This window comes from Rhizobium sp. BT03 (assembly GCF_030053155.1).
Lineage (GTDB): Bacteria > Pseudomonadota > Alphaproteobacteria > Rhizobiales > Rhizobiaceae > Rhizobium.
Genome location: NZ_CP125640.1, coordinates 946,377 through 958,073, shown reverse-complemented (window position 1 = coordinate 958,073; position 11,697 = coordinate 946,377). Strand labels below are relative to the sequence as shown.

The following is an 11,697-nucleotide window of genomic DNA, read 5'->3' as shown; positions in this document are numbered from 1 at the left end:
GGGTGATGATTATCATCTCCGGGGTGGACGGTTATCGCCCCGGGCGATGGTTTATCCCGGGCGATAGTTTATCGCCCCGGGGAATCATCAACCCCTTGTGATGGTGATGAAATCCGTGCCTTCGCCGGTCTCCCGGCCGAGGCCCGTATCGGAGATCGTCAGGGTCGAGCCGGGCGCGATCAGCGCGTCGATCCTGCGGCGGGTCTCCTCTGGGATCGTGACGCGGCTGAGCGACCGGGCGATCGGCCTGCCGCTGACGATCGAGCTTTCCTGATTGGTGATGCCGAGCCGCTTCATCGTCTCGCGCGAGAGATTGTTCTCCAGCGTGATAGCGAGCCAATCCGCCGTGCCGGCCTTTTCATCGAGTGCATGCAGCGTGAAGAAATGCGTGCCGAGCGCCAGTCCCGGATCGGCGATCGTCACCGGGGCTTCGAAGATCGGCTTGAACGCCTGGCGCACCATGATAACGCCGTTCGGCGGTTCACCCTTGCCCGTCGCCGCATAGACGGATTTGAGCAGCGCATCGGAGATGAGGCTCCTGTCGCCGGCAAATTCCGCCGGCCGCAGCGTCTTGAAGGTCTTGATCGCCTGGACGGTCGCCGGCCCGAGCAAGCCGTCCGGATCGCCGGCGGAAAAGCCGAGCTGGTTAAGCAGGGTCTGGATGTCGATCACCGTCTCGCGCAGCGTGCGGCGGGTGATCAGCATGCTGATCGGCTCGGACGGCGGCTCGGCTTCGGGCGCTGCAACCGGCGCTGCCGGCATCGGCATTGCGGCGGTATCGTTCATCGCCACCTGCACCGGTGTCCCCGGGCTGTCGGGCATCGAGGGCCGCAGTTCGACATCCGAAAGCAGCAGCATCGGCGCCGGCGCCTCTGGGTGGAAAAGGGTCGGATGGTCGATCGGCTGCGGCACTACTTCGCCGTCGCTGATGATGACAGGAATGCCGGGCTCGGTCATCCCGTAAAGCTTTTTTGCAAAAGCGCCGGGCATGCGCACGCAGCCATGCGAGGCCGGATAGCGCGGCACGGAATTGGATTCGTGCAGCGCGATGCCCGACCATGTCAGCCTTTGCATGAAGGGCATCGGCGCGTTCGAATAGAGATTGGATTCGTGGTATTTCTGCTTTTCGAGCACCGAGAAGATGCCGCTCGGCGTCGTGTGCCCGTCCTTGCCGGTCGAGACCTTCGAAGTCGCGACGACCTCGGTGCCGTCATAGACCGCAAGCGACTGCTTGTCCTTCGAGACGATGATCTGCAGCGTGCGCGCATCGGCGGCAAGAGCAGGGTGCACGAGTGCAGTGGCCGACAGCAAGCCGAGGCCGAAGACGAGACGCGAGAACATGATAGCCAACCATACGCAATACTTGCCCGGCACATTATGGGACGAAGTTTAAGGAAGATTTTATAGGCCGCGCGGCGCTCGCGGCTCACGCGTTAATGCATGTCGCCGGGAAGTGTGCAGCGGTTCCCGGATAACGACATGCATAAAGACAAAGAGCTAAAGCGCGTCGCAAGATTCAAGTTAACCGCGGCGCGCTTTAGTGATCGCGTTTGCCGCTGCCGAAGGTGTAGCCGGTCTCGACGGTGTTCTTGCCGAACTTGTCGCGCAGCTTGTCCATCGCCGCTTCGGCGGCCGCCCGCCGGCCCGACTGCCGGTCGATGAGATCGGGCGGATCGGCGCGGGCGGCATCGCCGAGATCGGTGACGCCGATGCCGAGCAGCCGGAACTTCGTGCCGTCGGTCTCTTTTTCGAGAAGCTCGAGCCCGATGCGAAAGATCCGGTCGGCAAGCTGGGTCGGGTCTTCGAGCTTGCGATTGCGCGTCCGTATCTTGAAGTCGGCGGCCTTCATCTTCAGGACCACGGTCTGGCCGGCGATGTCGTTTTTCTTCAGCCGCCAGGAGACCTTCTCCGAAAGATTGCGCAGGATCGGCACCAGATCGTCGTAACGCCAGATGTCTTCGAAGAAGGTGGTCTCCGATGAAACGCTCTTGGCCGCATCGTTGAGGTGCACTTCACGGTCGTCGATCCCGCGCGATAGCCGGGCGAGCCGCTGGCCGATGCTGCCATAGCGGCGCATCAGGTCGTTCTCCTCCATCTGCTGCAACTGGCCGATGGTGCGGATACCGTCCGCCTCCAGCGTCGCGGCAAAGGCCTTGCCGACGCCCCAGATCGTGGTGACCGGGCGCGGCGCCAGGAACTCGACCGCTTCCTCACGGCCGATGATGGAAAAGCCGCGCGGCTTCTGCAGGTCGGAGGCGACCTTGGCGAGGAATTTGCAATAGGAAAGCCCGACCGACACGCTGATGCCGATCTCCTTTTCGACCCGGCGGGCGAATTTGGCGAGCGTGCGCGCCGGCGGATCGTGATGCAGCCGCTCGGTGCCGCCAAGTTCCAGGAAGGCCTCGTCGATCGACAGCGGCTGCACCAGCGGCGTCAGATCCTGCATCATGGCGCGCACCTGGCGCCCGACCCGGACGTATTTTTCCATGTCGGGGCGGATGACGATCGCCTGCGGGCATGCCTCCAGCGCCTTGAACATCGGCATGGCCGAACGCACGCCGTGGATGCGGGCGATATAGCAGGCGGTGGAGACGACGCCGCGTTTACCGCCGCCGATGATCACGGGCTTGTCGGCAAGCTCGGGATTGTCGCGCTTCTCGACGGCCGCGTAGAAGGCGTCGCAATCGATATGCGCCAGCGTCAATGCGTAGAGCTCGCGATGACGCACCAGACGCGGGCTGCCGCAGGACAGGCAGCGGCGCGCCTCGCCCTTCTGCTCGGCAAGGCAGTCGCGACAGAAGCCGGGTGTCTTGTCGGGCGCGGGCGTCATCATGAGAACAAAGGTTGAACGCCGCGACATTACGCCCTAAGCTTCCGAGTCTCAAGAGAGGCGGGAGCTTTGCCTTTGGATAACGATCTTCGTTTCGAGCCGGTAACGGCGGAACGCTGGGGCGATTTCGAAACCCTGTTCGGGCCGCAGGGTGCTTTCTACAATTGCTGGTGTGTGGCGCTTCGTCTGCCGCATGCGACAAGAACGAAGATGACGGCCGATGAGCGCAAGGTGCATATGCAGGAGCGAATCGAGGCTGGGCCGCCGCCGGGCATTCTCTGTTATGCCGATGGCGCGCCGGTCGCCTGGGTGCAGGTGGGGCCGCGCCACGACGTGCCGCAGTTCAATTCGCCGCGCACAGTCTCGCGGCCGCTGGAGGAGGGCGATGCGTATGATCCGTCGATCTGGGCCGTCAGCTGTTTCTTCCTGCTGCCGAGGTTGCGCGGCAAGGGGATGAGCCATCGCCTGCTCGCCGGCGCCATCGATCACGCCCGGCGCCAGGGCGCGCGGTTGCTCGAAGCCTGTCCGATCGATCATGTGAAGCAGTCGAAATCGGTGACGCTGTGCATCGGCTCGACGGCGATCTTCGATGCGGCCGGCTTCGAAACGGTGGCGCGGCGCAAGGACGGCCGTCCGCTCATGCGGCTGGAACTGCGGGGTTGAACGCGCCGGCAAGGAAATGCGCCTCGATCAGCGCGGCCGCATGCGCCCAGTCGCTGACGCGGGTGATGTCGTCGGCCGCCGCCGGCGCGAAACGATGGACGGGCGAGTCGGGCATCAGGTGAATCAGCAGGCAATCGGCAACATGGTCCCTGACGGAATGCAGATTGCGCGCCATATCATCGATGAAGACGACGGGAAGGGAGCGGCTGGCATGCAATGCGTGAACGATCGGCCCCTTGGGCTCTTCGCTGGCAAGCAGCGGAAAAATGAGGCCGATCCGGTCGAGCAGGCGGCGGCGCTGGTCCTGGAACCGCGGCTGCATGGCCGTCAGGAAAAGCACGTCTGCCTGTTGCGAAAGCCGGCCGAGCGTTTCGACGACGCGGTCGAGCGGCGTCTGCCACAGCTCCTGCGCCTCGAAAAATTCCTCGATCAGCCGGCTGACCTCCTGGTCTTCGATCTCCGCGCCATCCGCCTGCGCGACGATGTTGCCGTGGAGCCGGAACGAGCGCGGCAGGAAGGCGTGACCCTTGCTTTCAAGGAAAAGCTGGAACGGGCCGATGAATTGCAGCACCACATCGTCGACGTCGCAGACGATCAGCGGCCTCTCGCCGAGGCGGATATGCGAGATATCGAGTTCCCTCACGCCGGTCACCGTCAGTATTCCCCGGAATCGAGGCCGGGCGAGGAGAAATGCTGCCAGGCGGCGGTCACCGTTTCCGGGCTGATGCCGCTCGCCGCGCAGAAAGCCATCGCCGTCGGTTCGTGGTTCATCAGGAAATCCATCATGCCGGCGAGGAAGCCGGGATCGTTGACGGCGCTGCGCACCTGGCCGGGGGCCACACCCGTCAGCGCAAGGAAGCGGCTGAACATGTCGGGATCGTCGGCAAGCCAGCCGAGCACGGCGATCGCGGTTGCGTGCGGGTCGGCGGCCTGTTGTTTCGAAGTCTTGAAGTTGCTTTGCATTTCGAGGGGTAAGTTACCTTTTCTTCAACCAAATACCGCTAGCGTGCGCTATCGGTTTCACGGAGCTCTTCATCCGCATGTGCCTTTCTCATGGGACGAACCGCTGCGCGAACGGACGTAGGGACAGCTTGTCATGCCCAAACAGGTGATGATTGTAGAAGATAACGAGCTCAACATGAAGCTCTTTCGCGACCTCATCGAGGCGTCCGGCTATACCACGATCCAGACCAGAAACGGCATGGAAGCGCTGGATCTGGCGCGCAAGTATCGCCCCGACCTCATTCTGATGGATATTCAGCTTCCCGAGGTCTCGGGCCTCGAAGTCACGAAATGGCTGAAGGAAGACGACGAGCTGCACGTGATTCCCGTCATCGCCGTCACGGCTTTCGCAATGAAGGGCGATGAGGAGCGGATCCGCCAGGGCGGCTGCGAGGCCTATGTTTCCAAGCCGATCTCGGTTCCGAAATTCATCGAGACGATCAAGACCTATCTGGGCGATGCCTGACGCATCGGAAAGACAGCTATGACTGCGCGAATACTGGTGGTTGACGATATTCCGGCCAATGTGAAGCTGCTCGAAGCGCGGTTGCTTGCGGAGTATTTCGACGTGATGACCGCAGCCGACGGCTACACGGCGCTGGCGATCTGCGAGCGCAACCAGGTCGATCTCATCCTGCTCGACATCATGATGCCCGGCATAGACGGTTTCGAGGTCTGCGAGCGGCTGAAGGCCAGCCGCAAGACCGCCCATATTCCCGTCGTCATGGTCACGGCACTGGATCAGCCGGCCGATCGCGTCCGCGGCCTGAAGGCCGGCGCCGACGATTTCCTCACCAAGCCGGTCAATGATCTGCAACTGATCTCGCGGGTGAAGAGCCTGCTGCGGTTGAAGACGTTGAGCGACGAGCTGCGCATCCGCGCCGATACCGCCCATACGATGGGCATCGACGACCTCATGCGGGCAGGCGAGGGCCGCGCCGACGAGACGGGTCAGATCCTGCTCGTCGACGGCCGCGCCAATTCGCAGGAGCGCATCATCAAGGCGCTGAAGCCCGTTGCCGACGTGCTTGCCCTTTCCGATCCGCAGGCAGCCCTCTTCGAAGCGGCCGAAAGCCCGTTCGATCTCGTCATCGTCAACGCCAATTTCGATGATTACGATCCGCTGCGCCTCTGCTCGCAGCTGCGCTCGCTGGAGCGCACGCGCTTCCTGCCGATCCTGATCATCACCGAGCAGGGCGCTGACGAGATGGTCGTGCGGGCGCTCGATCTCGGCGTCAACGATTACATCATCCGCCCGGTCGATCCCAACGAGCTGGTTGCCCGCAGCCTGACGCAGATCCGCCGCAAGCGCTGCAACGACCGCCTGCGCGCCAGCGTCAAGCAGACGATCGAGCTTGCCGTGACCGATCCGCTGACCGGCCTTTATAACCGGCGCTATCTCGACAATCACCTGAACGTGCTCTTCAACCGTTCGATGGCGCGGGGCCGGCCGCTTTCGGTGCTGATCACCGATATCGACCGCTTCAAGCAGGTGAACGACACCTATGGCCACGACGGCGGCGACGAGGTGCTGCGGGAATTTGCCAATCGCGTCCGCTCGACCATTCGCGGCGCCGACCTCGCCTGCCGCTACGGCGGAGAGGAGTTCGTCGTCGTCATGCCGGATACCTCGCCTGAGATTGCCGCCACTGTCGCCGAGCGGCTGCGCGCGGCCGTCGAGAGTGCACCCTTCCAGCTGAAACATGCGGGAGAGGCGTTGAATGTCACCGCGTCCTTCGGCATCGCCTCGCGTATCGGCTCGGTATTGACCCCCGATCAGCTGATGAAACAGGCGGATCTTGCGCTTTACGAAGCCAAGAACACCGGCCGCAATCGCGTCGTCGCTGCGGCCGCCTGACGAATCATCTGCCCCCTTATGTGCCGTTTATGGGTTTTCCACCGTGGTAAGCGGATTGTTACACATTTTTAATGCTCGCCCTCACAGCGTGGCGTGAAAAATTTGCAATCAAATAGCCCAAAAAAGGATTTTCGGCTTTGCTGCGGATGTGCCGCTGCCCGATAGTTTTGAAAGCGTCCGGCCATAGCTAAAAATGAAATGGCGACTATAAAAAGCGCCTTCTGCCGATTGGGGAGAATAGAGTTCCGCGGCCCCACCTCACCTAGGGGAAGGGGAGGTGTAAGTTATTAAGCTATATTGTCGAATTTCTTCGATGGGTCGACGTCTAGGCTTCATCCCAAAGCAGAGGCGATAAATCTTTGTATGTACCAAAACTGGACTTTTAACCATAGAATCAAGTCCGCAAAAATCATCATTAAGAATTTGTTGATTTTCTTTCATTTTTGCGCAAATTATCGGCTCATAAGAGAAGCGCTCCCGCTGAGGAGTTGTCGATACCCCATGATGCTCAGGTCCGCCGCATCTCCTGGGTCGTGGGGTCGGTCGGCTAGTAGGCAAGTTATAGCGGTTCCTCGTGCCGCTTTGCATGCTGGCCGACCCCCTTTCAAGAAAACGCCGCCACTTCCCGAAGATGGAAGGGCGGCGTTTTTCTGTTTGCGCTGTCATGTTCAAAGAGGGTCATTTCGGGCAATAAAAAACGCGCAACCCGAGGGCGCGCGCTTTTTGCGAAATCCTCAGATCAAGCGATTACTTGATCTTGGTTTCCTTGAACTCGACATGCTTCTTAGCAATCGGGTCGTACTTCGTCTTCGTCATCTTGTCCGTCATCGTACGGCTGTTCTTCGTCGTGACGTAGAAGAAACCGGTGTCGGCTGTCGACAGCAGCTTGATCTTGATTGTTGTAGCCTTGGCCATGGTCGTCCTGCCTTTAAGAAAATGAAAGCCGTGGAAGCCGGATGGGCTCCACGGCAAATTCTGGCGCGAAACTACGAATCCCGCCCGAAAAGTCAAGTCCGTTTTCGAATGAACATCAGTCTGATGCCGGAAAGTAGGGCGTAAAAGCCGAAGAAGGCGGCAATCGCCCAGGCAAAACCGTTATTTCCGGCGACATCGATCGCTGCGCCGATCGCCTGCGGCCCGGCCACGGTTCCGATCGCATAACAGAAGACGAAGGCGGCATTGGCCGCGGCGAGATCGGAACCCGTCAGCCGTGAGCCGAGATGGCTGAGGCCGACCGTATAGAGGCCGGAGACGCAGCCGCCCCAGAAAAGCAGGAGCCCGGCCATCAGCAGCCAGTTGTCGAGCAGCAGCGGCAGCAGCATCGAGCCGATGAAGCCCATCAGCGCCATGCCGGCCAGAAGCGGCCGCTTGTCGGCGACGCGGTCGGAAAGCAGGCCGAGCGGGATCTGGAAGATGACGTTGCCGACGCCCATCATGGTGAGCAGAAGCGCTGCCTGCGATTCGGTGAAATGGGCGCGCACGGCAAAGACCGGGAACAGCGACAGCCCGCCGGCTTCGACCGCGCCGAAGATGAAGACCGCCGCCGTCGCCGTCGGCACCAGGAAGACGTAGCGCATGAAATGCAGCTCCGGTTTTTCCTCGAGCACAGGGCTTTCGTCGCGAGCGATGAAGATCGGAATGGCGGCAAGCAGGATGGCGCCGGCGCCGATCAGGAAGGGGAAGATGCCGTCGCTGCCGAGGATCGAAAACAGGAGCGGCCCGGCTGCGAAGCCGAGGGAAAGCACGGTCGCATAGATGCCGAGCACGAAGCCGCGTTTGGACGGCGGCGAGGCGGCGTTGATCCAGAATTCGGAAAGGATGAACAGCGTCGTCGTTGCCCCATGGAAGGCGAAACGCAGCGGAAACCACATCCAGAAATCCTCGGCATAATAAAAACCGAGTGCGCTCAGCGCCGAAATCAGCACCGCCCAGAGCATCGTCGGCGCAACGCCGTATTTATGCGCGAGCTTGGTGGTAATCGGCGCGGCGGCCATCGCCGCGACGCCTGCCATCGCCGTGTTGAGCCCAATCAGGGTGGACGAGATGCCGCGTTTTTCCAGGATGATGCTGAGAAGCGGAAGTCCGAGGCCGATTGCTATGCCGACGGCTGATATGGACGAGATGGCTGCCACCAGAGAAGGCCAATGGATTTCCTCGACATCGCCCGGTGTGCCGTTTCTCGGCTGAGACATTTATCCATCCTTAGAGAGCTGCGCGAGCGAATCGGCCGGTTCCCGTCGGATGGATAGACACAGACGTGCCAAATCCGGGTGACGGATGCCGCTTCGCAGTATTTCCGATGTGAGTGACCATCTGCGGAATGTAAAGCCCGTTCGGCCAAGAAATGCTTACCATGTCGGGTCGTTGAGGATCGTCGGCTGCCGCATTCGGGTGGTGGTCGGTGGAGCGCTGGCACTACACGTCAAATATGTCTGGAAGGTGAAGGCGCTCAATCCGGGCGTCCGGGGATGTCGTAATCATCAGGACCGTCGCTCTCGCCGCCGAAACCGTGCATGCGCAGCGCCCATTGCAGGCCGATGACGCCGCCCTTGATCGGCTGGATCGAGGCAAGCGCGGTAATGACGGTGATCGGCGCCCAGATGGCAATATGCACCCATACCGGCAGCACGAAAGTCAGGTCGGTCAGCATATAGCCGCCGACCACGACGTGGCCGAGGACGAGGATGACGATATAGGGCGGCAGGTCGTCGGCGCGTTGGTGATGCATCGCCTCGCCGCAGGCCGCGCAATGATCGACCGGCTTCAGGAAGGCGCGGAAAAGTTTGCCGCTGCCGCAGGCCGGGCAGCGGTTCATCAGCCCGCGCAGGATGGAGCGCCCCAGCGGCCGCTCGGCCTCCGGCCTATCGCCGTAGCGCACGGTCGGATCGGTCGATGTGCCCATCGTAAATTCCTCTTTTAGGCCGACAGCATGCGCCTGTGATTCATGCCCGATGCAGTGTCGCAGAATACCCTAACGCCGCCCGCGCGGCGGTCTCGTTCCGGGCTTCTTGCGGACCTGGCCCCTGTCGCGGCGGCCCGCTTTGTGGAAGGAGCGCGCCGCCGTCGGCATCTCGCGGCCCTCGCTGATCATCTCGAAGCGCAGCGCGCCGGCAAGCGGGATCGCTTCGGCAAGCTTCACCGTGACGTTGTCGCCGAGGCGATAGCCGAGCCCGGTCCTTTCACCCGAGAGCGCCTGATGCGCCTCGTCATAGATGTAATAATCGCTTCCGAGCGTCGATATGGGGACGAAACCGTCGGCGCCATAGTCCGGCAGGGCGATAAAAAGCCCGGATTTCGTAACGCCCGAGACCCGCCCGGCAAATTCCTCGCCGACGCGGCCGCTGAGATGATGCGCGATCAGCCGGTCGACCGTCTCGCGCTCGGCTGCCATCGCCCGGCGCTCGAAGGTCGAGATTTCGGCGGCGATATCGTCGAGAACAGCCTCTTCCTCAGTCGTGATGCCGCCGTCGCCGAAGCCGAGCGAGCCGACGAGGGCGCGATGCACGATGAGGTCGGCGTAACGGCGGATCGGCGAGGTGAAATGCGCGTATTTCATCAGATTGAGGCCGAAATGGCCGATATTCTCCGGCCCGTAGATCGCCTGGCTCTGCGACCGCAGCACCATCTCGTTGACCATGGTCTGGTGCGGCGTGCCGTCCGCCTTCGCCAGAATGCCGTTGAAATTGTTGGCGCGCATGTTGCCGCCCTTGGCAAGCGGGATGCCGAGCGTCGCCAGGAACTCGCGCAGGATTTCCTGCTTGGCAAGCGTCGGGCCGTCATGGATGCGGTAGATCAGCGGCTGGCGTTTCTTTTCCAGGGTCTCGGCGGCTGCGACGTTCGCCTGGATCATCATCTCCTCGATCAGCTTGTGCGCGTCGAGCCGCGGCGGCACGTGGACCCGGTCGACGGTGCCGTCGGGTTTCAGCAGGATCTTGCGCTCCGGCATGTCGAGTTCCAGCGGCTGGCGCCGGTCGCGGCCGCGCTTCATCACCTCATAGGCGTGCCAGAGCGGCTTCAGGATCGACTCGAGCATCGGCCCGGTCTTATCGTCCGGCTTGCCGTCGATCGCCGCCTGCGCCTGCTGGTAGGAGAGCTTGGCCGCGCTCTTCATCATGATGCGATGAAAGGTATGGCCGATCTTGCGGCCTTCGCCGGAGAAGCTCATGCGCACGGCAAGCGCCGGCCGGTCGACGCCTTCCTTCAGCGAGCAGAGATCGTTGGAGATGCGCTCCGGCAGCATCGGCACGACGCGATCCGGGAAATAGACCGAGTTGCCGCGCTTCAGCGCCTCACGGTCGAGCTGTGACTTGGGGCGGACATACCAGGAGACGTCGGCAATCGCCACGGTGACGATGACGCCGCCGGGATTGTCGGGCGAGGGGTCGAGTTCGGCGTAGACGGCGTCGTCGTGGTCCTTGGCATCGGCCGGATCGATGGTGATCAGCGGCACGTCGCGCCAGTCCTCGCGATGCGACATCGTGGCGGGCTTTGCTTCCTCCGCCTCGGCGATAACGGCGGGCGGGAAGATATGCGGAATGCCATGCGCATGGATGGCGATCATCGAGATCGCCTTTTCCGAGCCGACCGAACCGACGACGGAAAGCACCTTGGCGCGCGGCAGGCCGAAGCGGCCGAGGCGGGCGACTTCGATCTCGACCAGGTCGCCGTCCGCAGCACCACCGGTGAAGTCTGGATCGATCACCATCTCCTCGCCGCGCCGCTCGATCGGCAGCAGCCGGCCGCCACCGCCCGGTGCGGCGCGGAAAACGCCCATCGAGGCGCCACGGCGCTTGTCGATCACCTTGATGATCCGGGCCGTATAGGCCGGCCCGCCGCGATCGACGGCCGGGAAGATCTTTGCCAGAATGCGGTCGCCGAGGCCGGCGACGGGCGCCTTGCTCTTGCCCTGGCGGCCGGCAGGCGATTGCTGGCGGATTGCGACGGCGGGTGCGACACCCTGATCCTCGGGCCATTCCGCCGGCCGGCCGATCAGATCGCCGTCCTTGTCGCGCGTGGTGATATCGAGAACGGTGACCGGCGGCAGTGCACCGGGACGGATCAGCGACTTGCGGTTCTTCTGCAGCATGCCTTCCTGCTCGAGCTCCTGCAGCATGTGCTTGAGTTCGACGCGATTGTCGCCCTTCAGGCCGAAAGCCTTGGCGAGTTCACGCTTGGAAGCTTTCTGCGGATGATCGGCGATGAAGCGCAGGATCACCTCGCGCGAGGGCAGCGCGCCGTGGACGATGTTCAGCGGCTCGACGGCCGGAGCATCCTTGCCGGCACGGCCGATCTTGCCCGGGCGCTTGCCCGCAGGGTTCGTTCTGTCGCGCGGTATTCTGCTCAC

At 62.5% G+C, this 11,697-nt stretch carries 11 protein-coding genes; 3 read left to right on the top strand and 8 right to left on the bottom strand.

Annotation, left to right across the window (positions count from 1 at the left end; genetic code table 11):
* Positions 1 to 87 precede the first annotated feature (87 nt).
* Both QMO80_RS04760 and QMO80_RS04755 read right to left on the bottom strand, forming a co-directional pair.
* Positions 88 to 1,341 carry a L,D-transpeptidase family protein gene (locus tag QMO80_RS04760; RefSeq protein WP_283199077.1) on the bottom strand — a complete coding sequence of 418 codons (1,254 nt, stop codon included), beginning with the start codon at positions 1,339 to 1,341 and terminating at the stop codon, positions 88 to 90.
* 196 nt (positions 1,342 to 1,537) lie between these two features.
* A complete protein-coding gene (locus QMO80_RS04755) occupies positions 1,538 to 2,830 on the bottom strand; it encodes a DNA polymerase IV (protein ID WP_283200111.1) in 1,293 nt (430 codons plus the stop codon).
* A gap of 75 nt (positions 2,831 to 2,905) precedes the next feature.
* Here QMO80_RS04755 and QMO80_RS04750 point away from each other — a divergent pair, with 75 nt between their 5' ends.
* A complete protein-coding gene (locus QMO80_RS04750) occupies positions 2,906 to 3,493 on the top strand; it encodes a GNAT family N-acetyltransferase (protein ID WP_283199076.1) in 588 nt (195 codons plus the stop codon).
* On the opposite strand, the gene QMO80_RS04745 is transcribed toward QMO80_RS04750, so the two are convergent.
* Both QMO80_RS04745 and QMO80_RS04740 read right to left on the bottom strand, forming a co-directional pair.
* A complete protein-coding gene (locus QMO80_RS04745) occupies positions 3,468 to 4,145 on the bottom strand; it encodes a hypothetical protein (protein WP_283199075.1) in 678 nt (225 codons plus the stop codon). The genes QMO80_RS04750 and QMO80_RS04745 overlap by 26 nt on opposite strands.
* A 2-nt stretch (positions 4,146 to 4,147) precedes the next feature.
* A complete protein-coding gene (locus tag QMO80_RS04740) occupies positions 4,148 to 4,456 on the bottom strand; it encodes a DUF3572 domain-containing protein (RefSeq protein WP_283199074.1) in 309 nt (102 codons plus the stop codon).
* Positions 4,457 to 4,589: 133 nt separating this feature from the next.
* On the opposite strand from QMO80_RS04740, the gene QMO80_RS04735 reads away from it, so the two are divergent.
* Both QMO80_RS04735 and QMO80_RS04730 read left to right on the top strand, forming a co-directional pair.
* Positions 4,590 to 4,961: a response regulator gene (locus QMO80_RS04735; RefSeq protein ID WP_010065708.1), complete on the top strand. Its 372-nt coding sequence runs from the start codon at positions 4,590 to 4,592 to the stop codon at positions 4,959 to 4,961.
* An 18-nt stretch (positions 4,962 to 4,979) separates the two neighbouring features.
* Positions 4,980 to 6,353: a PleD family two-component system response regulator gene (locus QMO80_RS04730; RefSeq protein ID WP_283199073.1), complete on the top strand. Its 1,374-nt coding sequence runs from the start codon at positions 4,980 to 4,982 to the stop codon at positions 6,351 to 6,353.
* A 747-nt stretch (positions 6,354 to 7,100) separates the two neighbouring features.
* Here QMO80_RS04730 and rpmG read toward each other — a convergent pair.
* The 4 genes from rpmG to rnr form a co-directional block, all read right to left on the bottom strand.
* Positions 7,101 to 7,268, bottom strand: a complete 168-nt coding sequence (rpmG, locus tag QMO80_RS04725; protein WP_003587245.1) for a 50S ribosomal protein L33 — start codon at positions 7,266 to 7,268, stop codon at positions 7,101 to 7,103.
* 92 nt (positions 7,269 to 7,360) lie between these two features.
* Positions 7,361 to 8,545, bottom strand: coding sequence for an MFS transporter (locus QMO80_RS04720; protein ID WP_283199072.1), 1,185 nt, complete (start codon positions 8,543 to 8,545; stop codon positions 7,361 to 7,363).
* A gap of 257 nt (positions 8,546 to 8,802) precedes the next feature.
* A complete protein-coding gene (locus tag QMO80_RS04715) occupies positions 8,803 to 9,255 on the bottom strand; it encodes a DUF983 domain-containing protein (protein ID WP_283199071.1) in 453 nt (150 codons plus the stop codon).
* 69 nt (positions 9,256 to 9,324) lie between these two features.
* A complete protein-coding gene (rnr, locus tag QMO80_RS04710) occupies positions 9,325 to 11,697 on the bottom strand; it encodes a ribonuclease R (protein WP_283199070.1) in 2,373 nt (790 codons plus the stop codon).